Below are 25,856 nucleotides of genomic sequence, written 5' to 3'. Positions count from 1 at the left end.
GCCAGATGACGCAGCCAGCGCATAAAAGGCTGGTTTTGACGGATTATCACGGCAAATAAGAGGTCTACAAAGGCTGGAATTAGATGCGTCTGCCCTGCGAACCTCAGCGGGACAAGCGCGCCTGCGAGGCACGCGCGGCATGAAAAAAGGCGGGGCCTTGCGGCCCCGCCTTGCTTGCGTCCTGCTACTTGGGACTGTTGTTGCCTTTCTTCTTGTCCGGGAAGAGCACGAAGTTCCAGTACAGCACATAGAGAGGCAGCACGACGAACATCATGACGTACGCCCAACTCTTGGTGTACAGGAAGTAGTCATAAAAGGTATGGAATTCCATGGTCTTCTCCTTGTGTCTAGTGGGCATCCTTGAAATCGGGATGTTCGTAGAGCACGGGCATATTGTAGACGATAAAGCGGTATACGGTCACGATCATGGTCACCACGAAGATGGAGATGCAGATTTCCCAGATGCTCGGGAAGTACCGTTCCGCCGGAGGCAGGTTGTAGTTGAAGGCGATCATGGAGACATTGAAGCGGTTGAGCACGATGCCGATGATCGCATTGGCCGAAGCGAAGCGGCAGAGGCTGACGTTGCTGTCGCGCGCGCCCTTGGCGTAGAGCAGGGCGGGCATCAGCACGAAGAAGAGCATCTCCACCAGCCACCAGACCCCGTATCCCGTGAAGAGATAGGGGAGGTTGGCCTGCACCAGCATGTCAATGAGCTTGAGCATGAAGTAGGCGAAGAGAATGAAGGACGCGGCCCGCGAGAAGCTCAGCACCACGCCGTCGGCCTCGCGCAAATGGGTGGCGTCCATGTATTGATGCACGCCCTTGTGCGCGAACATGCCTTCAAAGATGACCATGGAGGCGCCGGCCGCCATGGAGCTGACAAAGAAGAACATGGGCATGAAGGGCGAGTACCAGAGCGGATGCAGCTTTTCAGGCGCGATGAGATAGAGCGAACCCAGCGAGGACTGGTGCAGGGTGGAGAGGGTCACGCCGAAGATGGTCAGCAGGATGGTGCAGCGGATGACCAGCTTGCGCCACTTGATCAGCCAGGGGAACTTCTGGGCCAGCCATTCCATGGGCGCCACGGAGAATTCGATGAAGAGCACCGTGACGTAGGTGGCCACGCACAGGCCCACTTCAAAGAGCACGGAGGTGGTGCCGGGGAAGAAGAACATGTAGGGCAGACGCAGCGGATGGCCCAGGTCATACAGCAGGGCCACCACAACGAAGGCGTAGCCCAGGAAGGCCGTGGTCACGGCCGGGCGTACCGCCGAGTGGAAGTGTTTCATGCCCATGACGTAGCAGGCCACGGTGGTGAAGTAGCCGCCGGCGGCCAGGCACACGCCGCAGAGCAGGTCAAAGCCGATCCACAGGCCCCAGGGCTGATTGTCGTCCAGGTTGGTCACCGAGCCGATGCCCTGGGTGAAGCGGATGATGGTGATGATCAGACCCACAGTGAGGATGATCCACGTCAGGATATTGCCCGGAGTCCGCCGCAGCAGCGGGTCAAGATTGAACAGTTTGTCCTTGGTGGGAATGACGATGCTGTGGTTTTCCATCTACTTATCCTCCCCGTGCTTGGAGCACGCCGCCTCGGCTTCCCGGGCCTTCAGGGCCTCGGTCATGGCCCGGCGGGCACGCTCGGCCGCGCCTTCGCCTTCGGTTTCCTCAATCTTGCGCACGGCGGCGTCCACGGCGGCGGCCACGTCTTCCCTGGCCTCCTTCGACATTTTGTCCTGCTCCAGCTTGCTCATGGCCTCGCGGCGTTTGGTCATGGCGTAGGCCCCGCCGAAGAGCACGGGCCAGAAAGCCACGATCATGGGCACGGCACCCAGCGCCCCGTAGGTCAGTTCGCCCATGGGCCGGTTGCCCAGGTGGGTGTCCAGGCCGAGCTGTTTCAGATCCGGGCTGGCCATTGTCGGGTCATCCGGCGGCACGGGCGCTCCCTCGGCGGCCGGGGCCAGCACCATCCAGGCGGTGCCGCCGGCGTCGAATTCGCCGTAGATATAGTTGACGTACTTGCCGGGATTGTCCGCGATGCGGGCGCGGGCCACCTTGATCAGGTCGCTGCGCCTGCCGAAGGTCAGCGCGTCCACGGGACAGGCCTCCACGCAGCCGGGCAGTTTGCCTTCCTTGAGGCGGGGCTCGCAGAAGGTGCACTTCTGCACCAGCGGGTCAAATGCCTCGTCGTACTGGAAGCCGGGCACATAGAAGGGACAGGCCACCATGCAGTAGCGGCAGCCCACGCACTGCGAGCCGTCGTAGGCCACGGTGCCGTCGGGCAGTTTCTGGAAGCACTTGGCGAAACAGGCCGAGGCGCAGGCCGGGTCGTTGCAGTGGAAGCACTGCAGTTTGCGGAACACCGGCTTGCCGTTCATCTCGTATTTGTTGACCACGGTCCACTCGTAAGCCGAGGTGCGGCGGCGGGTGTCGGTGACCGAAAGGTCGCTGAACGGTTTGGCCGGCTTGCGCAGGTGGTTCACCTCGTTGCAGGCCGCTTCGCAGCGGCGGCAGCCGATGCAGCGGGTGGTGTCGTGCAGCACCCCGTAGCTGTCGTCATAGTAGGGGAAGGTGTGCACGCTGGCTTCGGCCACCTTCGCCGTGCCCAATGCCGAAACCACGCCCGCGCTGCCCAGAATGGTCAGGAATTTTCTGCGATTCATATGCGTTTCTCCGTACTAGTCGGCGCGCTGCGGGGCGCGTTGCTTATGGCAGGTGGTGCAGTCGGTATTTTTCGGACGACCCACCTTCATAGCCTTGTGGCAACCCATGCACTGCAGATGATAGGCGGCCTTGAGCCGGGGACGGTCCGGATTCTTGGGATCAATGCTCGTGGTGTGGCAGCTGCTGCACTTGGGCGGCGTGGCCGACAGCGGGCTGTTGTGGTGACAGGCGGAGCAGAGCGTTTCCGGCTTGGTGTGGAAGGCCTGGGCCAGCTTGTCGTCCTTGATGCGCTCCATGAGCGAGTTCACATGACGGCGGTGCGTAAAGACGCTGGGTTCGTATTTTTTGGCCAGGGCGTCGATGACCACTTTGTAGGGGGCCATCATGGGCGAGAGATAGGGCACGGGCTTCCTGGACAGCACTGTTTCGGCGGCCAGTTCCTCGTTCTGTTCGGCGGGCAGATCCCCGGCGATGCCCTGCTGCATCTGCTCCTTGGTCATGGACGGAGCCACCGTATGGCAGACGGCGCACCAGGCGTCGTTGCGCACGGGCTTGACCAGCACGTGGCAGCCGGCGCATTCGCGCCGCTTGAGCTGCTGCTCGTGACAGCTCACACAGCTTTGGGGCGTGTTGCCCTTGGCGCGTTTGGCGATCTTGGTGGCGTGCATGGCCCGCTCAAGGGTGATGAAGTTGCCCTCGGCTTTGCCCTCCACCGTATGACAGGTGGTACAGGCCACGGTATCGCCCGTGTGATGACAGGACTCGCAGTTTTCGACTTTTTTCTCATGGACGAGATGGTTGAAAACCACGGGTTTCATGGCCGCGCCCTTGGGATTGGGCTTTTCGCCGACCGGAAAGATGACCATGGCCGACGGCGCGCCGCTGTCCGTGGGTTCCAGGGAAGCCGCGGACGCAGACCCCGCCCCCCAGGACGTCAGACACGCCGCGCCAGCCAGGGCCATCGCCGCCAGCAGAAGCAGTGTTGTGCCATTCCTCATGTGCTTGTCCTTTTGCATACAGACATTACCCCAATTCCCGGCGCGGCAAGCGCGCGGGTCACCTCCGGCCCCCGCCCTCCAGCGGGGGACAAACACTTAGATTGCGGCAAAGCTAGCTCAGGGCGGGAGATACGTCAAGGAGGGGGCGCGCATTGGGAAGGCTTCTCACGCCTGAAAGGCAAGGCTTTGAGAAAGTTTTCGCAAAAAAACCGCATCTTCCCGCGCGGGAAGGAAACGGGCCGGACAGCTGGCTTGACACCCGGTTTGGCTTGGCCTATTATTCACAATAAATGAATTGTTTTGCTTTAAAAATAACAAAACCCATAATGCGCCCCGTCATGAACCGCAATCCACAACCATTCCGGCCTTGCCCCGCGGCCTCCCCTGCAAGTGATACCGATGTGCTTCACGGGGCGGAGTCCCCATAACCGGCAGTAACCATATCAAGGAGAGAGTGCGATGAAGCTGTTGCAAACCATGGCCTGCATGCTGGCGCTGTGCGCCCTGACCCTGTGTGGACCCGTCCGCCCGGCCTCGGCCGCGGCCAAGGAGGTGAAACTGCTTTTCCCGGAGCCCTACAGCTCCGCCTCTTCCTACGCCGAAGGGCAGGCCGTGGGCATCTATTACGGCGCGCTTGATTTCAATATGCAGAATCATCCCGCTCTGCGCGGCAAATACAAGATGCGCTGGGTGGGCGACGTGGTGAAGTCCCCGGCCGACGCCATCAACGCCGTGGCCACGGGCGCGGGGCAGTTCACCTATACCCTGCCCCAGTTCATCGAGCAGTTCGACCCGGACTGGCGGGTGATCACCGCGCCGGGCGTCTTCAAGGACATGGCCCACTTCCTGCGGGCCATGAACACCCCGGCCTGGAAGGCCAAGCAGGAAAGCCTGGCTGAAACCAAGGGCTTCAGGATTCTCAAGTGGACCAATTCCATCGGCCACTTCTGGATCTGGACCAAGAACGGCCCGGCGGACTCGCTGGCGGCCATGAAGAATCAGAAGATCCGCTATTCCGGCCAGCAGTCTTACGCCAATGCCTTCAAGGCCCTCGGCCTGGTGGGCGTGGCCCTGCCGTATACCGAGGTGGTTTCCGCCCTGCAGACCAACATGATCGAGGGGCTGACCAACGATATCTTCGGCTACACCTATTATGATCTGCCCCGCCAGACCAGGTATATGCTCCCCGTGCCCCTGGGCTTCTGCCCGCAGGCTCTGGTGGTGAACCGCAAGTGGTGGGATTCCCTGCCGGAGAGCGAGCGCAAGGCCCTGGAATTCGTCATCGCGGCCACGGATGTGCATCAGTACTTCGAGGACGAGGAGCAACGCATCCTCAAGTGGTGGGATGAAAATCCGGACACCATCCTGGTGAAGATGACCCCGGAGGCCCGTGCCGAGTGGGAAGCCGCCCTGCGGCAGGCCACGGATGAATTCGTCAAGGGCGTGGACCCCGCCTTGCTGGAGGCCGTCAGGACCACCGCCGGATAACCCGTTTACGGCCCGGCGCGGCAGGGGACGGCATGCCCGTACCGGCCGCGCCGGGCCCGCCCGTCGCTATGCGGCGGAAAGGGGAAGAACCATGTCACAACGGCACAGCCATGCCGGGGCCAAACTCAAGCGCCGCTGGATCGAATTCTGGGGTCTGGTCTTCTTTGCGGGCATTCTTGTCAATTTCGCGGAAATCGTCTGCCGCACGCTTTTCCATTTTTCCATCGACCTCATGTACGACCTGCCTGTCTGGCTGACCATCTGGGCCGTCATGATGGTGGCCGGTCCCATTCTGCCCGACGGAGACCACGTTTCAGTGGACATGCTCCGCAACGCCCTGCCCGGGCCCGCCCGCAAGGCCTGCGACATCATCAGCTGCTTCGCCACCATCGCGTTCGGCGTGGTCATCAGTTGGAGCGGCTTTATCTTCATCTCTCAATGTATTGAATTCAATATGAATATTATCCGTTGCGTGCCCGTGCCGCGCTGGCTGGTGGAAAGCTGCGTGGGCCTGGGCATGGCCATGTTCACCGTATTCGCCGTGTACCAGCTCTGGGGCGTGGTCCGCGGCAAATACGCGCCGGAAGAAAAAGAGCCGGAGGAATAAAGCCCGGAATCCGCGCCCGCGCTCGAAATTTATGCAATCAGACACCAGGAGAACGGCATGGACACTTTCGTCTACTTCGCCCTGCTGACCATTGTCATCCTTTTCCTCTTGGGAACGCCGCTGTGCGTGACGTTCAGCATCGGCTCCATCGCCATCATGATCCACGTCATGGATTTCCCGGTGGGCAATATTTCCCAGATATTCTTCACCACCATCAGCGGCTATCCCATGCTGGCCATGCCCTTTTTCATCTTTGCGGGCAATCTGATTCTTTCCAGCGGCGGCATGGGGCATCTGCGGGACTGCATCAGCCGCCTGGTGGGGCATCTGCCCGGCGGCATGGCCGTGGCCATCTGCATCTTCGCGGCTTTCCTGGGCTCCATTTCCGGTTCTGCCACGGCCTGTCTGGCCATCATCGGCACCATTTTCGTACCCATGATGGCGGCCTCGGGCTATCCGCGCGCCTTCGCCTCGGGCCTGGCCGTGACCTCCGCCGGGCTGGGGGCCGTCATTCCGCCCAGCGTGTTCATGATCATTTTCGGGGCCAGCAACCGCATTTCCATCGCCGATCTGTTCGCGGCCGGGGTGGGGCCCGGCCTGCTGGCCGCGGCCCTGATGTGCCTGCTCACCGTGTACCTTTCCATCAAACGGGGCTACCGGGGCGGAGAAAAAGCCAGCCCGGCGGCGCGGCTGGAGGCCTTCCGCAAGGCATTCCCCATTCTGCTCATGCCGCTCATCGTGCTCGGCGGCATTTACTCCGGCATATTCAGTCCCACCCAGGCGGCGGCAGTGGCCTGCATCTATTCACTGGCCCTGGGGACGCTCGTCTACAAGGGCATCACCCGGCAGGTCTTCATGGATTCCCTGGTGGAGACCGTGCGCCTGAGCAGCATGATTTACTTCCTGGTCATCGGCGGCGAGCTTTTCGGCCGGGTGCTGGGCTATGTGGGCCTGCCGCAGATGATCAGCCAGTGGGTCATCGACCTGGAGCTCGGGCCTACCGGCTTTCTGCTTGCCGTGCAGGCCATGCTTCTGGTCATGGGCTTTTTTTTCTCCAGTTTTCCCATGGTGGTCATCGTGCTGCCGCTCTTTCTGCCCAGCGTGATGAGCCTGGGCATCGACCCCGCCCTGTACGGCGCGCTGGCCGTGTTCTGTTCCATCATCGGCGAGGTGACGCCGCCCATGGGCCCGCAACTCTGGATCGCCGCGCCCATCTGCAAGGAGAAAATCGGCAATATCATGCGCGAGGCCTGGGCCTTTCTCGGCGTGCAGGTACTGGCCCTGATCCTGGTCACGTTTTTTCCGCAGATATCGCTTTTTCTGGTGCATTTTGTCCGCTAGGGGCTTGTTTGTTCCCATAAGGATGACAGTTCCAACCCATAATGGATGAGGAGGTCTTTCATGGACAAGACGCTGATGATTCTGGGACTGGGCGGGGTCGGCACCTACGCGGCCCATCTGGCGGGCAGGCTGCCCGGCGTCCGGGTGGCGGTGGGGGACATTCGCGCGGACCACGCCCGCCAGGTCGCCAACAGCCTGATCGCGGACAGTTATTTTCTGCAGGAATACAGGCGCTTTCCCGAGGTGGCCGGCTTCGGCATCGACATGCTGGATACGGAAGCCGTTGCCGAGGCCCTGGAACGCTACCGGCCGGATGTGATCTTCAATGCCGCCACCTTGCTTTCCTGGTGGCATCTGCACCGCCTGCCCCATGATCTGGCACGGCGGATTTACTACGGCGCGCCGGAGGGCTCGGGCCTTCGGCCCTGGGCGCCGGGGCACGGCGCGCTGCTCTATAATCTTATGAAGACGGTCAAACAGGTTCTGCCCGGCGCGCATGTGGTCAACGTGTCCGGCCCGGACTATCTGCACGAGATTCTGGGCAAAGTGGGCCTGGCCCCCACGGTGGGCGTGGGCAACGTCTCGCTTTTTGAACCCATGCTCAAGGCCATTGTGGCCGAAAAGCGCGGCACGCGGCCGGAAGCCGTGGACATCACCCTGGTGGGGCATCACTGCATGTGCATGCAGATTTTCCAGGAGGGAGCGCTGGCTCCCGGCATCCCCTATTATCTGAAGGTGGAGGAGAACAAAAGGGACATTACCGCCGAACTGGACGTGGACAAGGACCTCTGGGCCAAGGTGCCCGAACGCATGCCCCTGCTTTCCGAAGTCAACCAGCAGTGCGTGGCGGCCTCGGCCATGCAGGTGATCAAGGCCATGCTCTACGACGCGGGCGCGCTGCTGCACGCGCCCGGGCCCGAAGGCCTTCCGGCGGGCTGCCCCGTATGGGTGGACGCTTCCGGCGCGCGGGCCGTGACTCCGCCGGATCTGAGCCGGGAACGCATGCTGGAAATCATGTACGGGGCCAACCGCTGCGAGGGTTTCGAGCCCACGGGAGCGGACGGCGCGGCCGGAGCCACGGCGCACTGCATCCGCGTGGTGGAGGAGGTTTTCGGCATCAACTGGCGCTACAGGGAATTCAGACCCGACACCATGCTCGATGCTTTCAGGGAGATCACTGACGCTTTTGCGGCCCTGCTGGAAAGAGAAGGGATTCCAGCGCACTGAACCCGGCAGGGCTTCAGCGGCCCCGCGCGGGGCGCTCCGGCTCTGGTCCGGCGACGGGCGGGCCGCGCTACTCGGCGTTGTGAAGCTCCATGCAGGCCACGATGTCCTGCACGGTTTCCTGCAGGGGTTTGAGCATCTGCTCCACTAACTGGCTCGCGGGACCGTAGATGGTCTGGGTGACGCTGACCGCGTAGCGGACCGGCGCGCTGCCGTTGATGACCGGCAGGGCCAGACCCTTGAGGCCGGGGTAGAGTTCGTCGTCCATGAGGGCATAGCCCTTTTCGCGCACGGCCCGGAGATCCGCACGCAGGCGTTCGGCGCTGTTCACCGTGCTTTCCGTGAAGGTGACGAATTCGGTGCGCTGGATGTAATTTTCCACAGCTTCGTCGGGCAGGTAGGCCAGTACGGCCTTGCCCAGCGCGGAACAGTAGGCCGGAACCGTGCTTCCCACGGTCAGGAGCATGTATTTGTCGTTGGCGCTCTGGACCATGTAGACGATTTCCTTGCCGTTCCACATGCCCAGATTGCAGATGCCGTTGTTCTCTTTGTTCTTCTTTGCCAGGTTGTCCAGAAACTGCGCGACGATATTGTAAAATTCCCGCTTGGGCACCACGCCCCTGCCCAATTTGCTCAATCTGTCCGTGAGGCGGTAGCTGTTGTGCTGATCCTTGTCCACATAGCCGTGGAGCCGGAGCGTGTTGAGAAAGCGGTAGCTGGCGCTTTTCTGAATGCCCATGCGTTTTGCCACGCCGGTCACGGAAACGGTTTTTTCCTCCACCAGATATTCAAGTATTTGCAGGCCTTTTTCAAAGGTCTGGACAAAAGCGTTGCTGTTCTGGGCCATACTTTTCTCACAAGCAAAGTTGGACGCGGAAAATCCACGCCGGGCGGACGTGCCGCAAACCTGGGCCTTGGGGCTATGAAATCTCAGTTTGATCACAGTTACCCTATTTTTTTTGCGGCGTCGACTTTTTCCTGGTTCGGGGTTTGACAAAGGAGAAAATAGTATATAATAATGGAAAAAAGTTGATAATATATGAACATAGGATGCCGCCATGAACACAATTATTCTTTTTGATCAAAGCGCGCCGGCCGGGCATTCGGAGGGGCCCGCGCCCAATCCCGTGGACGGAAGGCCCCGCGCCAACGTCTGGCGTTGTTTCGCGCGGCCCGACGGTACGCTTACGGCCGGCATCTGGGACTGCTCAAAAGGCAGTTTCGCCATTCCTTCCCATGCCACGGACGAGATGTGCAGCATTCTGGAGGGCGAAGCGGTCATTGAACATGCCGACGGCACGCGGGTCACGGTGCGTCCGGGCGACAGCTTTCTCATTCCTTACGGCACGCGCACAATCTGGCATGTGGCGAGCTATGTCAAAAAAGCCTTTGTCTGCGCCGCGCCCGCGCGGTCCTGAAGAGGATCAATTCCGAGGACGGGCGTGGGCGCGGCGAAAAAATTTCAGCATGCAGCAACGCGGAGGCGGACATGAAAGAAACTCCTGTAGCCGTGGTGACCGGAGGGAGCCGGGGAATAGGCAAGGCCGTGGCCCGCGAACTCGCGGGCTGGGGCTACCGGCTGGTGCTTGTGGCGCGCAGCCGGGAAAATCTGGAGGCGGCCCGCGCGGATCTGGCCGCGGAACGCTCCCTGGCCGGGGCGGACCTGCCGGACATTGAGGCCGTGGACCTGGCCGACGCCGAAGCCGTGCGCCGTGCCGCCGCGGCCATTGCCGCCCGGCACGGCCGTGTGGACCTGCTCTTCAACGGGGCGGGCATCAGCATTCCCGGCAGCTTTGATCTGGACGAGGCCGTTTTCAGCCGGCTTCTGGCGGTCAATCTGCGCGCGCCCTTTCTGTTCATGCGCGAAATCATTCCCGTGATGCTCAGGCGGGGACAAGGGCGGATCATCAATGTGGCCTCGCGCAACGGCAAGGTGGCCGTGGCCGGGCTGGGGGGCTATTCGGCCTCCAAGTTCGGGCTCATGGGCCTGGGAGAGTCCGCCTACCGGGAGCTTTCGGCCGGGGGCATAAGCGTGACCACCATCTGCCCCGGCTGGGTCAATACGGATATGGCCGCGGGCGAAGGCGCCTCCCTGGCGCCGGAAAAGATGATCCAGCCCGAGGACATCGCCTGCACCGTGCGCTGGCTGCTTTCTCTGGGAACTTCCGTGCGGGTCATGGATGTGCTTCTGGAGTGCGCCGGGGACGTGGAGCGCCGGGCCAGCGTGGAGCTGGCCAAGCTGTATGCCCTGCGGGACCGGCACCGGGAAGAGTTCGACAACCTTGTTCTGTAGGCGCGGCCATGAAAGCCCTGATTGAAAATATCCAGCACTACAGCCTGCATGACGGGCCGGGCATCCGCACCACGGTTTTTTTCAAAGGCTGCCCGCTGCGCTGCCGCTGGTGCTCCAATCCCACCACCCAGAACACGGGGCGGGAACTGCTGCAAAAGAGAGGCGATTGTCTGGGCTGCGGCCGCTGCGCGGAGCTCTGCCCGCGTGGGGCCATACGCGCGGAGTCCGGCCCGCCGCGCATCGACCGGGCCCTGTGCGATGTCTGCGGCCGATGCGCCGGAGCCTGTCCCGGCAAGGCCCTGCTCATGGCCGGGCGCGAATACAGCCTGGACGAGGTCCTTGCCCGCATCAGGAAGGACATGCTTTTTTACCGTAATTCCGGCGGCGGGGTCACCCTTTCCGGCGGGGAGGTCCTGTCGCAGCACGCGTTTGCCGTGGAACTGTGCGGCCGTTGCGCGGCTCTGGGCATCCATACGGCCATCGAGACCTCGGGTTTCGCTCCCTATGAGCATTTCAGGGCCCTGGCCCTGGCCGCGGACGTGATTTTTTACGACGTCAAGCATCTGGACCCCGTGCGGCACAGGCGGCTCACCGGGCAGGACAACCGCCTGATTCTGGAAAATCTGGCGCGCTTTCTGGCCGAGACGGGCAAGCCGGTGCATATTCGCCTGCCCCTGGTGCCGGGCCTGAACGACGATGCCGGGCATCTCGAAGCCTACGGCGCGTATCTGGGCGGCCTGCCCGGCGGCCCGGAAACGGTGGATCTGGAGGTCTTGCCCTACCACCGCCTGGGCAAGGACAAATATGCCATGCTCGGCCGGGAGTACGGTCTCGGGGATACGCCGCCCATGCCCCGTGATGAGGCGGAGGCGGCCGTGCGGCGGCTGCGCGGCCGCGCCGGGGGACTGAAGATTTTTTGCGCCGCCTGATATTCGGGGGCGGCGCGCCATGCATTTTTACTTCCGTTAAGGAGATCGGCCATGTCACTCACCAAGGAAGCACGCTTGGAACGGATCGGGCGGCTCAAGAGCCAGTTTTTCTCCCACAGGCCCGGCGTCTGCATCGAAGGGGCCCTGTCCAAGACGCGGATTTTCAAGGCCACGGAAAGCGAACCCATGATCATCCGCAGAGCCAGGGCCTTCAAGGAGCACTGCGCCACCAAAACCATCACCATCCAGCCCGACGAACTCATCGTGGGCAATGCCGGGGCCGTGGCGCGGAGCATCCACGTCAATCCCGAGTTGTCCAACAACTGGTTTTACGATGAGCTGGACACCATGAGCACCCGTCCTCAGGACCCTTACCAGATCAGCGAGGAGCAGAAAAAATGCTACCGGGAGGAGGTGTATCCCTACTGGCGGGGCAAGACCCTGCGGGATTTCTGGAACGCCAGGGCCCCGGAGGATGTGCGCGAAATGGTGGCCGTGGGCGGCGTGTGCGATAATGACGTCAAGATCGAATGCGTGCCGGGGGACATGGTGCCCGCCCTGCCGCAGCTGATCCTGCCCCTGGGTTTCGACGGCATCCGGCGCCGGGCCGAGGAAAAACTGGCCGGACTGGACTTCAATACGATCGAAAATTTCTCCCGGCGGGATTTCTGGCGTTCGGTGATTATCTGCTGCGAAGGCTTTTCCATTCTTTGCGAGCGCCACGCCCGGGAAGCCCAAGCGCAGATGTCCGGAGCCGGGCCAAAACGCCGTGCGGATCTTGAGCGCGTCGCGCGGGTCTGCGCGCATCTGGCCCGCAACCCGCCGGAAACCCTGCATCAGGCGCTGCAAATGGTCTATTTCGTCTTTGTGGGCCTGTTCATCGAGGGCAACGCGGGCGGGTATTCCCCCGGCCTGCTGGACCAGTATCTGTTGCCTTTCTATGAAAAAGACCGGCAGCGGGGCCTCTGCGACGAGGAAGCCCTGGAAATCATCGAATGCCTGTGGGTCAAGATGGGCGAGCAGATCTGGTACTGGAACGAGCCCGCCGCCAGGCATTATTCCGGCTTCTGCGCCTTCCAGAACATCGCGCTGGGCGGCCTGGACACCCACGGCCGGGACGCGGTCAATACGCTGACCTATCTCATGCTTCAGGCGGGCATCGACGTCCAGATGGTCCAACCCTCCCTGTCCGTGCGCATCAGCAAAAAGAACCCGGAAGAATTCTTTCTGAAAGTGGCCGAACTGGTACAGACGGGCTCCGGCTTTCCGGCTATCTTCAGCGACGACGTGGGCTACAAGATGTTGCTCAAGAAGGGTATTCCCGCCCACCTGGCGCGGGACTGGGCCCCCATCGGCTGCGTGGAGGCGCAACTGGCCGGGCGGCATTACCAGTGGAGCTCGGCGGGGCACTACAACCTGGGCAGCGCCGTGGAGTTCACCCTGACCAACGGCGTGCATCTGAAAAGCGGCAAGCGGCTCGGTCCGGAAACGGGCGACGCGGCGGCATTCAAGACCTACGAGGAATTCAGGTCCGCGCTCCATACCCAACTGCGTCATTTGCTGCGCCGCTTCTCCATCTCCCAGAATGTGCTGGAGGAGCTGCACTATCAGTACCTGCCCAATCCCGTGGCTTCCATGTTCACCCTGGGCTGCCTCGAAAGCGGGCGGGATCTCACCCACGGCGGCGCGGAATTCAACACCGGGCCGGGCATGAACGGCAACGGCGTGGGTGATTTCGTGGATTCCGTGGCCGCGGTGAAAAAGATTGTCTTTGAGGAAAAGCGCTTCGGCATGGCAGAACTGGTGGCGGCCGTCAAGGCAGACTTCCGGGGCTATGAGGGCATCCGGCGCATCCTGGAGGAGGACGCGCCCAAGTGGGGCAACAATGACGACGAAGCCGATGCCGTGATGATCGAAATGTGCGGCGTCATCATCAACGAGATTGATTCCTACCGGGGCAAGCTCGGCAATCACAAGCTGCCCGCCCTGTATCCGGTTTCCTCCAATGTGCCGCAGGGCATGGCCGTGGCGGCCCTGCCGTCGGGGCGCAAGGCCGGGCGGCCCCTGGCCGACGGCTGCTCTCCCTCCCAGGGGCAGGATCGTCTCGGACCCACGGCCATCTTGCAGTCTCTGGGCAAAATGCCGCACGAAAGCATCGACGGCGGCACGCTGCTGAACATCAAGCTCACGCCGCAGGTGCTGGCCGGTCCGGAGGGCAGGAAGCGTCTTTCCGCCTTTTTGAAGACCTTTCTGGACCTGGACATCTTCCATGTGCAGTTCAATGTGGTCAGCCATGAAGTGCTGCGCTGCGCGCAGGCCCGGCCAGAGGACCACAAGAGCCTGCTGGTGCGCGTGGCCGGATACAGCGCCTATTTCGTGGAGTTGAGCCGCGAGATCCAGGAGGATATTTTGAGCCGTACCGCGCACGAACTTTAGGAGCTGTTTCTAAATTGTCCGTTCGCCCTCTGCCTGCGTCAGGCTCGCCCCGTGCGAAGGTCGAATATTTTGAATATACTCCCTCCGCCCAGGGCTCGCCTTCCTTGGCAGAGAGCGAAAATCCTAATTTAGAAACAGCTCCAACAGACTGTTAATACTATAGAATCTCGCGACCATATGTTTTTCGCGGTCCGTTTCCGGCAGGAGGCGGACCGCAGGAGAGAAAGATCATGCAGTTTATCCGCCCGCTGTGGGCCTGTCTGGCGATTTCCTGTCTCCTGATTTCCGCGGCGCACGCGCAATCCGCGGATCATGCGCGGCCCGCGCCTCTGCGCACCGCCTGGCTGGCTGAATTCGAGGCTTTTGCGGCCTGGTACGCCCATGACCGCCAATGGGACCGGGAAAACAACCCGGTCGTGGAACTTCGCTCTTTCCCCACCGGCAGGCTGCTGGTGGACAATATGCACGCCTACGGCTGGAATCTGGCGGCCTGCGGCGGCGTGCCCGCCCTGCGCGCCCTGCTGCGCAAGGATGTCTATGTGGTGGGCGTCGGCACGGAGGAGGCCGCGTCCAACGCCGTGTACGCGCGCGCATCCAGCCCCCTGGCGCGGCTGAACGGCGTCGGCGGGGCGGCGCGCTTTTTGCGCGGCAAAACCGTGCTCTGCCCTCTGGGCACCAGCGCGCACCAGCTTTTGCTGGCCTGGCTGGACGGCATGGGTCTGAAGGACACGGATGTGACCATTGTGGACGTCAAGCCCGGCGAGGCCGCGCAAGCCCTGGCCAAGGGCCTGGGGGAAGCGGCGGCCCTCTGGGCTCCGGCGGCCTACGCGGCGGAAGATCTCGGTCTGTCCAGGATCACGGACGGACGGAAAAGCGGCATCGCGCAGCCCGTGCTGCTGCTCGCGGAGCGCGGCTATGCCGATAAGCACCCGGAACGGATCACGGCCTATCTGCGCAACTATCTGCAAGCCGTCGAGAGCTTCGGGAAGATGCCCGTAGAAGAACTCGTGCCGCTGTACCAGCGCTTCCAGCGGGAGTTTGCCGGCAAGGCCCTGTCCGCGTCAGACGCCCGCCGGGAGCTGGAAAACCATCTGCTTTTCCCCCTGGACAAGCAGAAGGAGCTTTTGGGCGGCGTGCCCGCCGCGGACGGCGCCATGCGCCCCGGCGGGACCTTGCGCGGCTGGTTGAAAGACGTGATCGCCTTTCACAAAAAAACCGGGGCGCTCAGCAGCCGGGAGGCCGGAGAGCTGGAAAGTCTGCCGCTTGTGACGCCCCGTTTCTTACCCTGACCTTGTTCCCGTTTGTTCCCGTGGGCCCTTCCGGCCAACCCCGGCCGCGCGGCAGCCTCATCCTCCGGCCGCGCGGCCGTGGCTCTTTGTTCAGCAAACCGTGAAAACAGCGCAGTTCCCGGCCTCGGCGAAATCCGCCAGGCGTTTCCGCGCCAGGGCCAGGGCGGCCTCAAGTTCCTCCTGTCCGGAAAAGCCGTAAATGACGGTCAGGATGTCCCGGCTTTCCAACGAGATCATGGCCCGCTGCGAATCGCTGCTGGGGCTGCCGAAAGGGCCGCGCGCGTCGGCCAGCAGGGGCAGACGCGCCAGGTCGATGCCGTCCTTGCCGATGCCCGCGTACATTTCCCCGGCTTCGCCCAGGCGGAAGAGCAGGCCGCCCTCCAGGCGGGCCAGGTCGTAGGACCCCAGGGAAAAGCCGGTTTCCAGCGAAACCAGGTTGCTGGCGTCCACCACGCTGTTGATGCGGTAGAGCTCCTTGCCCTGGCGGATGCGGCGGTAAAGGGCTTCGGAGGAGACGCGCGTGCGCCCCGGGTCGCGGCCGAAGGCCTTGTATGCCCGGCGGGATTCTCCCAGGTTGGGCAGCTCGGCCAGGGGCGTGTCCTGAAGCGTTTTGCCCAGGCCGGGCAGGATTTCCCGCGTAAAAAAAGTCCAGAGCGCCGGATGTTCCGGAGAGGGCAGGGCGCGCCAGGTCAGACAGCCGAGACGGGCCTCGGGCCAGAGGGCCTTGAGGGCGGGATCGATGCGGATTTGGGGGCGGGTTTGAGGGATCATCTGGCTTCCTTTGTTTCCCGCCAGCGGGAGAGGGTGATGGAAAAAACCACATGCGGCATGTCCTGGCCGTAATAGCGCTTGCTGAAGCGCGCGCCGGGCCTCATGCCGTTTCTGCGGGCCACGGCTTGGGAGGCGGCGTTGCCGTCCCGGATGATGGAAAAGACTTCCCCGGCGTCCAGGGCCGTGAAAGCGTAATCCCGGCAGACCAGGGCGGCCTCCGTGGCATAGCCCCGGTGCCAGCGGCTTTTTCGGAACAGATAGCCCACCTCCAGGACGCGGTCCCGCGAGACGGGCGGGCAGTCCTGCCGGGTCAGGCCGCACTGGCCGATCATTTCGCCGGGCAGGCCGTCTTCCGTTTTGAGCGTCGCGGCCCAGAGGCCGAAGCCGTCTTCCCGATAGCGCTGCAACTGCCTGTCCAGCCATTGCCGGGCCTCGGCCTCGCTGAAAGCGTGGGCGTAGGCGTACATCACCTCAGGGTCGCGCAGCATGGCGCAGAGGGCGGGGAAGTCGTCCGGCGTCATTTCCCGCAGGATCAGGCGCGGCGTTTTCAAGATCAGCGCGTTCATACGAGTTACGGCATGCACGGGGCGGAATTGTCGGCCCGGCTCCGGCACGCCCGCTCCATGATGGCCGCCACATCGTCGGGCGGCAGAAAGATTGCTTCGGGCCGGGCCCGGAACCAGGTCAGCTGGCGCTTGGCATAGGCGCGGGTATTGCGCAGCCAGAGGCGGCGGCATTCCTCAAGGCTGATCCGGCCCTGCAAATGGGCCAGGGCTTCGGCCGCGCCGATGCCCGACCAGCCCGGCGCGGCCGGGTCGTCGCAGAGCACGCGCGCCTTTTGCGCCTCCTCCAGGGCCCCGGCGGCCAGCATCAGATCCAGACGGCGGGCCAGACGCGGCTCCAGCCAGGCCAGGTCGGCGTTGAGCACCAGCAGCGGCCCCCGGCAGAGCGGGGCGGCCATGGCGTTTTCATGCCACCAGCTGAAAGGGCGGCCCGTGCCCTCGCAGACTTCCAGGGCGCGGGCGATGCGCTGGCGGTCGTTGGGGTGGATGCGCGCCGCATAGGCCGGGTCCGCCTTGCGCAGTTCGGCATGCAGGGCGGGCGCGCCTTCAGCGTCCAGGCGGGCTTCCAGGCGCGCGCCGATGGCCGGGTCCAGGGACGGGATGTCGGCAATGCCGCGCAGCAGGGCCTGAAAATACAGGCCCGTGCCGCCCACCAGCAACGGGGTCTTGCCGCGCGCCAGCAGTTCGCGGGCTTTGGCCGCCGCCTGTTCCGCCCACTGCCCGGCGCTGATTTTTTGCCGCGCGGGCAGAAAGCCGTAGAGGTGATGCGGACAGCAGGCGCGTTCTTCCGGCGAGGGCTGGGCCGTGATCAGCGGAAAGTCGGCGTATGCCTGACGCGAGTCGGCATTGATCACTTCCCCGTCCAGCTCGCGGGCCAGGGCCAGGGCCGCGGCGGTTTTGCCCGAACCCGTGGGACCGGCCAGACAGATGACCGGCGCGGCAAAGGGCGGCGTGAATTCCCCGGCCATTACGAAACGCGGAAGCCCCCGTGCGGCGCGGCCAGACAGGGCGTGGCCCGGCGCACTTCGCCGTTGGCGTATTTTTCCAGCAGCTTGCGGCGCACGTTTTCCGGCACCAGGCCTTTGACGTCCGCACCGTGGCTGGCAGCCGCCTTGACGATGGTCGAGCTGATGAACAGCCACTGATAGTCGGTCATCATGAACACGGTCTGGATATGGCGCTGAAGGCGGCGGTTCATCAGGGCCAGCTGGAATTCATACTCGAAGTCCGACACCGCGCGCAGGCCGCGCAACAGGGCGCAGACCCCGCGCTGGGCCGCGTATTCCACGGTCAGGCCCGAAAAGGGCTCCACCACCACGCGCGATTCGTTCTTGAGGGCCTCGCGGGCCATTTCCACCCGTTCCTCATGGCTGAACAGCGGGAATTTTGGGGTATTGTCGGCCACGGCCACGATGATCCGGTCAAAGACGTCGCAGCCGCGCCGGATCAGGCTGAGATGGCCGTTGGTCAACGGGTCGAAGGTGCCGGGATAGAGGGCTGTTTTCATGATGCTGTCCAGATGCAGATGCGCGTCTGGCCGAAAAGGCGCTCGGCCAGAAGGTTGAAGGAAGCGGGCGGCGTGAGCGCGACGTCCTTTTCTATTTCCGCCGTGACAAAAGCTCCGGGCGCGAGCCAGCCCCTGTCCGCCAGGGCGCGCAGGGCCGGTTCCGCCAGATTTTTGCGGTAGGGCGGGTCCATGAAGACAAGGTCAAAACCTTCGGGCGGCTGGCGTTTGAGAAAGCGCAGCACATCCTCCTTGACCAGGCGGGCCCGCCCTTCCAGGCCCAGGGCCGCCACGTTTTCCTGGAGACAGCGCATGGCCGGGGCCGCGTTTTCCACCAGCAGGGCATTGGGCGCGCCCCGGCTCAGGGCTTCGAAGGCCAGGCTGCCGCTGCCCGCGAACAGGTCCAGCGCGCGGGCCTCGCGCCAGACCAGACCGCGCGCGGTCAGCATGGAGAAGAGGGCCTCGCGGGTACGGCCCATGGCCGGGCGGTAGCCCTCGCCTTCCACGGTTTTCAGCACGCGGCCGCCCAGGCCGCCGGCAATGATCCGCATACCGCGCCTACATGCGCGAAAGCAGGCGGGTCATGGCGTAATCCATCTTGGCCAGGGCCTCCTGCAATTCGGTCTGTTCCACCCAGGGGCGGCGTTCCACATCGGCCAGCTTGCCCTTGAACATGTCCCACTTGCGTTCCAGTTCGCCGGTGAGGAAGTTCCAGTCCACCTTGGGATGGGCCTCGCGCTCGTGCAGCACGGTCTGGGCCACGCGCCCGCCTTCCAGGACCAGTTCTTCCAGATAGCCGGGGATCAGCGGCGCGATCTTGAAACGCTCCCGGATCAATCCGGCCAGCGTGGTCTGGGCGGAATTCTCGCCATGCACCAGCACCACCTGCGTGCCGTCGCCGGTGAGCGGGGCCAGCCAGTCCAGCAACTGGCTCTGGCCCGCGTGGCCGGAAAAGCCGTTGATGGTGAAAATGCGCGCTTTCACATCCATGTCTTCGCCGAACAGGGTGATTTTTTTGGTCTGTTCCACCAGCTTGCGGCCCGGCGTGCCCACGGCCTGGTAGCCCACGAAGACCACGCTGGCTCCCGCCTTCCAGATGTTGTGTTTGAGGTGATGCTTGATGCGCCCGGCATTGCACATGCCGCTGGCCGAAATGACGATGGCCGGTCCGCTGAATTCGTTGATGGCCTGGGATTCGGCGGTGCTCAAGGTGTAATGCAGATTGGGCAGGGAGAAGGGATCGTCGCCGTTGCCCAGCAGGGCCTTGGCGTCCTCGTCGAACAATTCGCGGTTGCGCTCGAAAATTTCCGTGGCCCGGATGGCCAGGGGGCTGTCCACGAAAACCGGCATGTCTTCCGGCAGTTTCCCCTGGCTGTTGAGCATGTGCAGACAGTAGAGCACTTCCTGGGTGCGCTCCACGGCAAAGGCCGGAATGATGACCTTTTCGCCCTTGGCGTGGCTGTAGGCCACGGCATCGGCCAGTTCCTCGGCGCTGGTGCTCTCGTTCTTGTGATTGCGGTCGCCGTAGGTGGACTCCATGAACACGTAGTCGGCCCTGGGCGGACTTTCCGGATCGCGGACGATCAGGGACTGGGGACGGCCGATGTCGCCGGAAAAGATCATGCTGGTGGTCTTGCCGTTTTCCTCGGCTTCCAGGCGCAGGGAGCCGGAACCCAGGATATGCCCGGCGTCGTAATACGTCACCCGGATGCCCGGCGCGGGCTCGAAGGATTTGTGATAGTCCACGGGCTGGAAAAGGGCGGCCGCCTTCTGGGCGTCCTCCACCGTATAGAGCGCGGCCGGGGGATTTTTCAGGCCCCGGCGGTCGTATTTTTTGGCTTCCCACTGGGCTTCCATTTCCTGGATGTGGGCGCTGTCCTGAAGCATGATTTCCAGCAGGTCGCTGGTGGCCTTGGTACAGTAGACCGGCTTGTCAAAGCCGTCCCTGACCAGCAGGGGCAGCAGGCCCGAGTGGTCGATGTGGGCATGGGTGATCAGGATGAAATCAATATTGCCGGGCAGATAGGGCTTGATGTCGCGGTTGCGCTGCTCAATGGCCTTGTTGCCCTGGTGCATGCCGCAGTCCACGCAGAAGCGCTTGCCGCAGGCCTCGATCATGTAGCAGGAACCGGTGACTGTCTTGGCCGCGCCCAGAAACTGTACTTTCATATGCACTCCGAATGGGTGGTGGATGGGCAGAGGCCGCAGCGTGCGCCCGCACGGCATTGCGGCAATGCTTCACATAGCCGCAAGCCCGTCGCCGTGTCAAACGGACGCCGGTTCGCCGCGTGCCTCCGCGCTCTTGCCGCCGCGCTCCGGCTCACATATAGTGAAACCGGTTTCGCGCGCGTGCGCGGGCTTCGGCGGCTACGCCGACGTCACGTCGATTCTTCCCGCAAGGAGCGGTTATGCCTGAACTACGACAGAACATAGTGGATGATCTGAGCTCCGTGACCACCGAATCCTGGCGCACTTTCCGGATCATGGCGGAAATGGTGCATGCGCTGGACGAGCTCAACGCCCTGAAGGTCAACTGCATTTCCATTTTCGGTTCGGCCCGCTGCACGCCGGACATGCAGGAATACCAGGACGCCGAAAAAATCGCCCGCATGCTGGTGGACGCGGGCTTCGGCGTCATCACCGGCGGCGGCCCCGGCATCATGGAAGCGGCCAACAAGGGAGCCTTCGAGGCCGGGGGCGAGTCCGTGGGCCTGCATATCGAACTGCCGCACGAGCAGGGTTGCAACAAGTATGTGAAAACCCGCTGCAATTTCCGTTATTTTTTCATCCGCAAGTTCATGTTCGTGAAATACGCCATGGCCTATGTGGTCATGCCCGGCGGCATGGGCACCATCGACGAGCTTTCCGAGGCCTTTGTGCTGGCCCAGACCGGCCGCACCCGGCCCTTCCCCATCATTCTGTACGATTCGCGTTTCTGGAGCGGCCTGCTGGAGTGGCTGCGCAAAAGCATGGCGGCCGGCGGCTTCATCCATGAGGCGGAGATCGACAAACTCGTCACGGTCTGCGACACGCCCGAGGAAGTGGTCAACCACTTGTGCAAGATCATCATTTTGTAGCGGCCCCGCGCGTGTTCGCGCCCGCCGGGCCGGTGCCCGATCCGCCGCCGGGCTTGAGCTGGGAAGGGCTGATGGAGCTGGCCCTGGTTCAGGCCCGCATGGCCGCGACAGAGGGCGAAGTGCCGGTGGGCGCGGTTCTGGCCGGGCCGGACGGGCGACTGCTGGCACAATGCCGCAACGCGCCCGTGCGGCGGCACGATCCCACGGCCCACGCCGAGATCCTGGCCCTGCGCGCCGGGGGCGCGGCCCTGGGCAATTACCGCCTGACCGGCTGCGTGCTGGCGGTTACCCTGGAGCCCTGCGCCATGTGCGCGGCGGCCCTGGCGCACGCGCGCCTGGCCGGGGTGGTCTACGGCGCTGCGGACGATCTGGCCGGAGCCGTGATTTCCCGCGCCGAATATCTGGACGCTCCTTTCTGCAATCATCGGGTCTGGCACATGGGCGGGGTGCGGGCCGAGGCCTGCGCGGTCCTGTTGCGCGATTTTTTCGAAAGGAAACGCTGAGTGGTGAGGATTTTTGTTCTCTGCCCGAGTTCACCGTCCTTGCCAGGGAACAAAAATCCTCACCACTCGGCGTTTCCGAAGCGCGGCGGGCGGCGGATTCTCCGGCTTGAACGCCCTCGCCGGGAAAAGGACTGGGCATGCTGGAACTGACGGTTTTTTTGAGCGGCGCGCTGGTCATGGTGCTGGAAATGGTGGGTGGGCGGGTGCTGGCCCCGCACGTGGGCACTTCGGCCGTTGTCTGGACCAGCCTCATCGGCGTGGTGCTGGCCTGCCTGGCGCTGGGGGCCTGGGCCGGAGGCCGCTTCGCGGACAAGAAGCTCTCCCGCCGGGGGCTGGGCCAGGCCCTGGCCGGGGCCGGACTGGGCTGCGCGCTTACGGCCTTTTGCCACACGGCGCTGGGCGCGGGCGCGACCCGGGCCGTGGGCAATCTGTACCTGGCCGCCGTGGCCGCCGCCCTGGGCATTTTCGCCCTGCCCGCCTTTTTCTTCGGCATGATCACCCCCTATGTCATCCGCCTGCGTATCGCCGACGTGGATACCGCCGGGGCCACGGTGGGGCGGCTCTATGCCCTGTCCACGGCGGGCAGCATTCTGGGCACCTTCCTGGGCGGCTTTGTGCTGATTTCCTTTTTCGGCAGCACGGCCATTCTCTGGGGCGTGGCCCTCTGCATGCTGCTGCTTTCCCTCTGCAACGCCCCGGCCCGGCCCCGACCGCGCTTTCTGCTGCTGGCCCTCTGCGCCCTGCTGGCCTGGCAGGACGGGCTTTACGGGCAATGGCTGGCGGAAAAGGGCGGCGTGCGCCTGGTGGAAAGCCCGTACAACAGCATCCGGATCATGGAAGGCGTGGACCGCGCCCGGGACGGCCGGGCCGTGCGCCTGATGGCCACGGATCCCGGCTACAGCCAGTCGGGCATGCTGCTGGACGCCCCGGACGAACTGTATTTCGACTATACCCGTTTTTACGCCCTGGGGCCGCGCCATGTGCCGGGCGCGCGCAAGGTGCTGATGCTCGGCGGCGGGGGCTATTCCGTGCCCAAGTGGCTGTTGTCGGGCAAAAGCGGGCTGGACGCCGCGCGCCTGCGCCTGACCGTGGTGGAGCTGGACCCGGCCATGACCGCAACTTCCCGGCGCTGGTTCGGCCTGAGGGACGATCCCCGCCTCACGGTGCGGCACGAGGACGCCCGCGCCTTTCTTAACCGGCGGAACGAGCGCTATGACCTGGTTTTCGTGGATGTCTTTAATTCGCACTATTCCGTGCCCTTCCAGATGGGCACCGTGGAGGCCGCCCAGGGCCTGCGCCGGGCCGTGGCTCCGGGGGGAGCCTTGCTGATGAATGTGATTTCGGCGGTGGAGGGGCCGGACGGGCGCTTGTTCCGGGGCATTTACCACGCGCTGGCCGCCGCCTTTGCCGAGGTGCGCGTGTACTGCGTGGGCAGGCCGGACCGGCCCGGCGAGGTGCAGAACCTGATGCTGCTGGCATTTCCGGAAGCCGTCCCCGATGCCGCGCCCCCGGCGGCGGACGCAGCGGCCGGGGCGACGGACCCACCGGCCCCGGAAACGGACGCCATGCTGGCCGCGCGTTACGCCGGGATCATACCGGCGGACATTCCCGCGCTTACCGACGACTTCGCGCCGGTGGAGCGCTACGCCCTGATGCTGCTGCGGCAGTGAGTTCCGGGCGCTTTCCGCCGGGCCGGGAACGGATGCCCCGGCTTCCCTGAAGCCGTCTTGCGGTATGCCGATGAAATCTGTAGGTTAGCATTCACAGAAGGAGGCCGTGCTATGGAAAACAACAACGTCAAACCGGTGGACATCACGGAAAACGTGCTGACCATGCTGGGGCGGAAAATGAGCAGCGGACGGGATCTGACCATGTCCGAGCGGCTGATGGCCATGACCGCCACGGCGCAGACCACTTCCAACCGCTACGGCCCCGGTCCGGCGGACATGGTGGTGCAGCAGCCCGAACTGCCCGAAACCGTGAAGGGCGTACTGGCGAACTATACCGGCGTCTAGAGCATTTCAAAGCTGAAATGCTCTGCATGGGTTTAAACAGCGCGGTGCGGGGACAGGCGGCCCCGCCGCGCCCATTGCGAGGATGTTTTGAACGAATCCATCGACGATCTTACAGTGCAGTATGAGGAAAACGGCCAGGTTCTGATCAATGAACTGGACAAGGTGGTGCTGAGCAAGGGCGCCTGGACCACCATCCTGTTCCGCTATCAGCAGTGGCGGCCGGAAACCGACGATTACGGCCCGGATAAATACGTGATCCGGCGCTATAAAAAATCGGGCGGCGAATACCGCCAGCAGTCCAAATTCACCATTTCCAGCGCCGATCAGGCCCGCAAGATCGTGGACGCCCTGCTGCCCTGGATCGAAAAATAACCTTTTCCTCTTGTCCCCGGCGGAGCGGCACGATGGCCCGCCCGGCCGTGGCGGCAGTGGTCCGCTTCAGAGAGCGCCCCTTTTCCCTCCGGAGAAGGGGCGTGTCGCCGTTTTCCGTGTTGCGTCCGCCGGGGGACGGGGGGAGGCGGCCGCGCCGTCCCTCCGCCCAGGGGCAATCCTTCCGCCTTATTCCTCGCTCTGGCCGCCCGCCGCGCGGCAGGCCAGCCAGGGCAGCTCGTGACGGCTGTTGATGTTCAGCCGCCGCAGGATATTGCGGATATGAGTTTTCAGCGTGCTGGGCGAAATGTTCAGGCTGGCGCAGATATCGGCGTCATGGCGCTTTCGGGCCAGCATGGCCGCGATGCAGGCCTGCTGGCGGGTCAGCCCGAGCTGGCGGAAAAGCCGTTCGCAGTCTTCCTGGCTCAGGGCTTCCGGCGGAAGCGGGCCGTCCTCCTGCGCCTCCTGCGGGCCCTGCGCCGCTGCCTCGATCTGGATCACGGGCGAGAACGCGCCCGGCAGGGGCCGCGTGGGACGGGCCGGGCGGCCGGGCGGCGCGGCTTCCCAGAATCCCATCTGTTCCAGCAGGAAGACGTAGGCGGAACTGGACAGCAGAATGGTGACGGCCAGCAGGGCGAAGAGATAGTTGACCGTGGTGCCGTGGGAAAGGCTGGCGCGGATGGCGGGCAGGGCATAGGTGCCCAGCAGCAGGCTGAAGAGCAGCGTGGCTCCGCCGAAGCCGATCAGCCGGATGCCGTTGCCCCGGCGGCGCGCGTTGAGCCAGGAGGCCGCGTAAAACAGCGTGGTGTAGCTGTAGACGCCCAGCAGGCTGTAGGCGAAGTGCAGGCTGTCCAGGGAGAGGGCCGGGGATTCGCGGTGCAGCAGCGGCCAGGCCGTATAGCCCACCACCAGCAGCGGGCCCATGAGCAGGATGGTGCGCCAGATGGATGCCCGGCGTGCCAGATGGATGCAGAGCGGGGAAATCAGGCAGCTCAGCACCACAATGAGCAGCAGGTGCGGCTTGGGCCGGGGCAGCAGGGGCTCCATGACGGCCAGCAGGCTGTAGTACAGGCCGTGGCTGAGGCCGGTCAGGGCGTAGACGGCGTAGATCGGCGCCAGGCCCGCCGGGCCCGTCAGGCCGGGCGGAGCGGTCATTTCGGCGGATTCCGGCGCGCCGCTCCTGTCGCTCTGGGCGGGATTGTCCGCCGCTTCCGGCGACGCGGGCGGAGCCGGGGGCGGCTCCAGCAGCAGTTTGGCCGCCAGGGCGAAGACCACGGGCAGAAGCAGCAGGCTCTCCGGCCGCAGGCTCAGCAGGCCGTGGATCAGGGCGCGGCTGGCGATGATGCCGCCGCTGACCACCACCAGGATGCCCGTGCGCGAGAGCGAAGCCACCCCCATGCCCAGCACCGTGAAGCCCACGGCAAAGCCGAAACCCGCCAGCGCGCTGATCACCGCGCCCGCTGCGGCATTGTCGAACAGGGCGAGATCCAGACTCAGCAGCAGCGGGCTGATCAGGCCCGCGCAGCCCGCGATCCAGAGCCGGGCCAGCATGCCGTCGGCGCGCAGGCGTTCCCGCCACAGGCCGAACAGCAGCAGGAACAGCGCGGCGCAGGGCAGCACGGCGAACAGCCGCCCGAATTCGTCATTGAACAGGAACGGCTCCGGGTCGCCGTAGCTGCGGAAGACCAGCCAGAGCCAGGCATTCAGGCAGCCCGCGCCCAGGATATAGCGAAGCTCTTTCAAGGCGTACCTCGGGCAGAGTTAAGTTCCACGTCCCGCCGC

At 64.0% G+C, this 25,856-nt stretch carries 26 protein-coding genes; 14 read left to right on the top strand and 12 right to left on the bottom strand.

Translation table 11 applies throughout. The features are described from left to right. Positions 1-184: 184 nt before the first annotated feature. From hmcD to KH208_RS06265, 4 genes are read right to left on the bottom strand one after another with little or no spacing between them, the layout of a single operon-like run. Positions 185-331: a sulfate respiration complex protein HmcD gene (hmcD, locus tag KH208_RS06280; RefSeq protein WP_009303442.1), complete on the bottom strand. Its 147-nt coding sequence runs from the start codon at positions 329-331 to the stop codon at positions 185-187. Between the two features lie 16 nt (positions 332-347). Further along, positions 348-1,562 carry a sulfate respiration complex protein HmcC gene (gene hmcC, locus KH208_RS06275; protein ID WP_291434798.1) on the bottom strand — a complete coding sequence of 405 codons (1,215 nt, stop codon included), beginning with the start codon at positions 1,560-1,562 and terminating at the stop codon, positions 348-350. Beyond that, complete coding sequence (gene hmcB / locus KH208_RS06270) at positions 1,563-2,666, bottom strand: sulfate respiration complex iron-sulfur protein HmcB (RefSeq protein ID WP_291434797.1); 1,104 nt, start codon at positions 2,664-2,666, stop codon at positions 1,563-1,565. 15 nt (positions 2,667-2,681) lie between these two features. Further along, the gene (locus KH208_RS06265) at positions 2,682-3,665 is read right to left on the bottom strand and encodes a nine-heme cytochrome c (protein WP_291434796.1); all 984 of its coding nucleotides are present in this window, start codon (positions 3,663-3,665) and stop codon (positions 2,682-2,684) included. A gap of 459 nt (positions 3,666-4,124) precedes the next feature. On the opposite strand from KH208_RS06265, the gene KH208_RS06260 reads away from it, so the two are divergent. The 4 genes from KH208_RS06260 (at position 4,125) to KH208_RS06245 (ending at position 8,328) form a co-directional block, all read left to right on the top strand. Continuing rightward, the gene (locus KH208_RS06260; RefSeq protein WP_291434794.1) at positions 4,125-5,153 is read left to right on the top strand and encodes a TRAP transporter substrate-binding protein; all 1,029 of its coding nucleotides are present in this window, start codon (positions 4,125-4,127) and stop codon (positions 5,151-5,153) included. A 91-nt stretch (positions 5,154-5,244) separates the two neighbouring features. Continuing rightward, the gene (locus KH208_RS06255) at positions 5,245-5,760 is read left to right on the top strand and encodes a TRAP transporter small permease (RefSeq protein WP_291434792.1); all 516 of its coding nucleotides are present in this window, start codon (positions 5,245-5,247) and stop codon (positions 5,758-5,760) included. 57 nt (positions 5,761-5,817) lie between these two features. After that, a complete protein-coding gene (locus tag KH208_RS06250) occupies positions 5,818-7,101 on the top strand; it encodes a TRAP transporter large permease subunit (RefSeq protein ID WP_291434790.1) in 1,284 nt (427 codons plus the stop codon). A 60-nt stretch (positions 7,102-7,161) separates the two neighbouring features. Further along, entirely contained in the window at positions 7,162-8,328 is a 1,167-nt protein-coding gene (locus tag KH208_RS06245) for a hypothetical protein (protein ID WP_291434788.1), read from the top strand. Positions 8,329-8,395: 67 nt separating this feature from the next. Here the strand turns inward: KH208_RS06245 and KH208_RS06240 are convergent, their stop codons facing one another. Continuing rightward, the gene (locus KH208_RS06240) at positions 8,396-9,172 is read right to left on the bottom strand and encodes an IclR family transcriptional regulator (protein ID WP_291434786.1); all 777 of its coding nucleotides are present in this window, start codon (positions 9,170-9,172) and stop codon (positions 8,396-8,398) included. A gap of 211 nt (positions 9,173-9,383) precedes the next feature. Between KH208_RS06240 and KH208_RS06235 the strand changes: the two genes are divergently transcribed. The 5 genes from KH208_RS06235 to KH208_RS06215 all read left to right on the top strand — a co-directional run bounded on the left by KH208_RS06235 (position 9,384) and on the right by KH208_RS06215 (position 15,272). After that, entirely contained in the window at positions 9,384-9,743 is a 360-nt protein-coding gene (locus tag KH208_RS06235) for a cupin domain-containing protein (protein WP_291434784.1), read from the top strand. 71 nt (positions 9,744-9,814) lie between these two features. Next, a complete protein-coding gene (locus KH208_RS06230) occupies positions 9,815-10,618 on the top strand; it encodes an SDR family oxidoreductase (protein WP_291434782.1) in 804 nt (267 codons plus the stop codon). Between the two features lie 8 nt (positions 10,619-10,626). Beyond that, positions 10,627-11,547, top strand: a complete 921-nt coding sequence (locus KH208_RS06225) for a glycyl-radical enzyme activating protein (protein WP_291434780.1) — start codon at positions 10,627-10,629, stop codon at positions 11,545-11,547. Between the two features lie 51 nt (positions 11,548-11,598). Then, positions 11,599-13,983 (top strand): formate C-acetyltransferase/glycerol dehydratase family glycyl radical enzyme, encoded by a 2,385-nt coding sequence (locus KH208_RS06220; RefSeq protein ID WP_291434779.1) that lies wholly within the window; start codon positions 11,599-11,601, stop codon positions 13,981-13,983. 230 nt (positions 13,984-14,213) lie between these two features. Beyond that, positions 14,214-15,272: a hypothetical protein gene (locus KH208_RS06215; protein WP_291434778.1), complete on the top strand. Its 1,059-nt coding sequence runs from the start codon at positions 14,214-14,216 to the stop codon at positions 15,270-15,272. Positions 15,273-15,362: 90 nt separating this feature from the next. Here the strand turns inward: KH208_RS06215 and KH208_RS06210 are convergent, their stop codons facing one another. The 6 genes from KH208_RS06210 to KH208_RS06185 are packed head-to-tail and all read right to left on the bottom strand — an operon-like array spanning position 15,363 to position 20,279. Next, entirely contained in the window at positions 15,363-16,043 is a 681-nt protein-coding gene (locus KH208_RS06210) for a phenylalanine--tRNA ligase beta subunit-related protein (protein ID WP_291434777.1), read from the bottom strand. Next, positions 16,040-16,609 carry a GNAT family N-acetyltransferase gene (locus KH208_RS06205; RefSeq protein WP_291434775.1) on the bottom strand — a complete coding sequence of 190 codons (570 nt, stop codon included), beginning with the start codon at positions 16,607-16,609 and terminating at the stop codon, positions 16,040-16,042. The genes KH208_RS06210 and KH208_RS06205 overlap by 4 nt, the downstream gene beginning before the upstream one ends. Positions 16,610-16,614: 5 nt before the next feature. Continuing rightward, entirely contained in the window at positions 16,615-17,574 is a 960-nt protein-coding gene (gene miaA, locus KH208_RS06200; protein WP_291434773.1) for a tRNA (adenosine(37)-N6)-dimethylallyltransferase MiaA, read from the bottom strand. After that, positions 17,574-18,113 carry a pantetheine-phosphate adenylyltransferase gene (coaD, locus tag KH208_RS06195; RefSeq protein ID WP_008686293.1) on the bottom strand — a complete coding sequence of 180 codons (540 nt, stop codon included), beginning with the start codon at positions 18,111-18,113 and terminating at the stop codon, positions 17,574-17,576. The genes miaA and coaD overlap by 1 nt, the downstream gene beginning before the upstream one ends. Next, the gene (gene rsmD / locus KH208_RS06190) at positions 18,110-18,661 is read right to left on the bottom strand and encodes a 16S rRNA (guanine(966)-N(2))-methyltransferase RsmD (RefSeq protein WP_291434769.1); all 552 of its coding nucleotides are present in this window, start codon (positions 18,659-18,661) and stop codon (positions 18,110-18,112) included. The genes coaD and rsmD overlap by 4 nt, the downstream gene beginning before the upstream one ends. 7 nt (positions 18,662-18,668) lie before the next feature. Next, entirely contained in the window at positions 18,669-20,279 is a 1,611-nt protein-coding gene (locus KH208_RS06185) for an MBL fold metallo-hydrolase (RefSeq protein WP_291434767.1), read from the bottom strand. Between the two features lie 239 nt (positions 20,280-20,518). Between KH208_RS06185 and KH208_RS06180 the strand changes: the two genes are divergently transcribed. From KH208_RS06180 to KH208_RS06160, 5 genes are all read left to right on the top strand, one after another. Further along, positions 20,519-21,187 carry a TIGR00730 family Rossman fold protein gene (locus tag KH208_RS06180; protein WP_291434765.1) on the top strand — a complete coding sequence of 223 codons (669 nt, stop codon included), beginning with the start codon at positions 20,519-20,521 and terminating at the stop codon, positions 21,185-21,187. An 11-nt stretch (positions 21,188-21,198) separates the two neighbouring features. Continuing rightward, positions 21,199-21,690: a tRNA adenosine(34) deaminase TadA gene (gene tadA, locus KH208_RS06175; RefSeq protein ID WP_291434799.1), complete on the top strand. Its 492-nt coding sequence runs from the start codon at positions 21,199-21,201 to the stop codon at positions 21,688-21,690. 137 nt (positions 21,691-21,827) lie between these two features. Continuing rightward, a complete protein-coding gene (locus tag KH208_RS06170) occupies positions 21,828-23,360 on the top strand; it encodes a fused MFS/spermidine synthase (protein WP_291434763.1) in 1,533 nt (510 codons plus the stop codon). 111 nt (positions 23,361-23,471) lie between these two features. After that, on the top strand, positions 23,472-23,705 hold the full coding sequence (locus tag KH208_RS06165) for a hypothetical protein (protein WP_291434761.1): 234 nt from the start codon (positions 23,472-23,474) through the stop codon (positions 23,703-23,705). An 87-nt stretch (positions 23,706-23,792) separates the two neighbouring features. Beyond that, positions 23,793-24,077 carry a hypothetical protein gene (locus tag KH208_RS06160; RefSeq protein WP_291434760.1) on the top strand — a complete coding sequence of 95 codons (285 nt, stop codon included), beginning with the start codon at positions 23,793-23,795 and terminating at the stop codon, positions 24,075-24,077. A gap of 186 nt (positions 24,078-24,263) precedes the next feature. Here the strand turns inward: KH208_RS06160 and KH208_RS06155 are convergent, their stop codons facing one another. Continuing rightward, the gene (locus KH208_RS06155) at positions 24,264-25,817 is read right to left on the bottom strand and encodes a helix-turn-helix transcriptional regulator (protein WP_291434758.1); all 1,554 of its coding nucleotides are present in this window, start codon (positions 25,815-25,817) and stop codon (positions 24,264-24,266) included. Between the last annotated feature and the right edge of the window lie 39 nt (positions 25,818-25,856).

It is taken from the genome of Desulfovibrio sp. (genome assembly GCF_018379785.1).
In the GTDB taxonomy this organism is placed as follows: Bacteria; Desulfobacterota; Desulfovibrionia; order Desulfovibrionales; family Desulfovibrionaceae; genus Desulfovibrio.
Note: the sequence above shows the minus strand (reverse complement) of the source record. Positions and strands in the feature narration are given on the sequence as shown.

Coding starts and splice junctions, on each gene's coding strand:
- hmcD (WP_009303442.1), bottom strand. CDS start 331: ATGGAATTCCATACCTTTTATGACTACTTCCTGTACACCAAGAGTTGG.
- hmcC (WP_291434798.1), bottom strand. CDS start 1,562: ATGGAAAACCACAGCATCGTCATTCCCACCAAGGACAAACTGTTCAAT.
- hmcB (WP_291434797.1), bottom strand. CDS start 2,666: ATGAATCGCAGAAAATTCCTGACCATTCTGGGCAGCGCGGGCGTGGTT.
- KH208_RS06265 (WP_291434796.1), bottom strand. CDS start 3,665: ATGAGGAATGGCACAACACTGCTTCTGCTGGCGGCGATGGCCCTGGCT.
- KH208_RS06260 (WP_291434794.1), top strand. CDS start 4,125: ATGAAGCTGTTGCAAACCATGGCCTGCATGCTGGCGCTGTGCGCCCTG.
- KH208_RS06255 (WP_291434792.1), top strand. CDS start 5,245: ATGTCACAACGGCACAGCCATGCCGGGGCCAAACTCAAGCGCCGCTGG.
- KH208_RS06250 (WP_291434790.1), top strand. CDS start 5,818: ATGGACACTTTCGTCTACTTCGCCCTGCTGACCATTGTCATCCTTTTC.
- KH208_RS06245 (WP_291434788.1), top strand. CDS start 7,162: ATGGACAAGACGCTGATGATTCTGGGACTGGGCGGGGTCGGCACCTAC.
- KH208_RS06240 (WP_291434786.1), bottom strand. CDS start 9,172: ATGGCCCAGAACAGCAACGCTTTTGTCCAGACCTTTGAAAAAGGCCTG.
- KH208_RS06235 (WP_291434784.1), top strand. CDS start 9,384: ATGAACACAATTATTCTTTTTGATCAAAGCGCGCCGGCCGGGCATTCG.
- KH208_RS06230 (WP_291434782.1), top strand. CDS start 9,815: ATGAAAGAAACTCCTGTAGCCGTGGTGACCGGAGGGAGCCGGGGAATA.
- KH208_RS06225 (WP_291434780.1), top strand. CDS start 10,627: ATGAAAGCCCTGATTGAAAATATCCAGCACTACAGCCTGCATGACGGG.
- KH208_RS06220 (WP_291434779.1), top strand. CDS start 11,599: ATGTCACTCACCAAGGAAGCACGCTTGGAACGGATCGGGCGGCTCAAG.
- KH208_RS06215 (WP_291434778.1), top strand. CDS start 14,214: ATGCAGTTTATCCGCCCGCTGTGGGCCTGTCTGGCGATTTCCTGTCTC.
- KH208_RS06210 (WP_291434777.1), bottom strand. CDS start 16,043: ATGATCCCTCAAACCCGCCCCCAAATCCGCATCGATCCCGCCCTCAAG.
- KH208_RS06205 (WP_291434775.1), bottom strand. CDS start 16,609: ATGAACGCGCTGATCTTGAAAACGCCGCGCCTGATCCTGCGGGAAATG.
- miaA (WP_291434773.1), bottom strand. CDS start 17,574: ATGGCCGGGGAATTCACGCCGCCCTTTGCCGCGCCGGTCATCTGTCTG.
- coaD (WP_008686293.1), bottom strand. CDS start 18,113: ATGAAAACAGCCCTCTATCCCGGCACCTTCGACCCGTTGACCAACGGC.
- rsmD (WP_291434769.1), bottom strand. CDS start 18,661: ATGCGGATCATTGCCGGCGGCCTGGGCGGCCGCGTGCTGAAAACCGTG.
- KH208_RS06185 (WP_291434767.1), bottom strand. CDS start 20,279: ATGAAAGTACAGTTTCTGGGCGCGGCCAAGACAGTCACCGGTTCCTGC.
- KH208_RS06180 (WP_291434765.1), top strand. CDS start 20,519: ATGCCTGAACTACGACAGAACATAGTGGATGATCTGAGCTCCGTGACC.
- KH208_RS06170 (WP_291434763.1), top strand. CDS start 21,828: ATGCTGGAACTGACGGTTTTTTTGAGCGGCGCGCTGGTCATGGTGCTG.
- KH208_RS06165 (WP_291434761.1), top strand. CDS start 23,472: ATGGAAAACAACAACGTCAAACCGGTGGACATCACGGAAAACGTGCTG.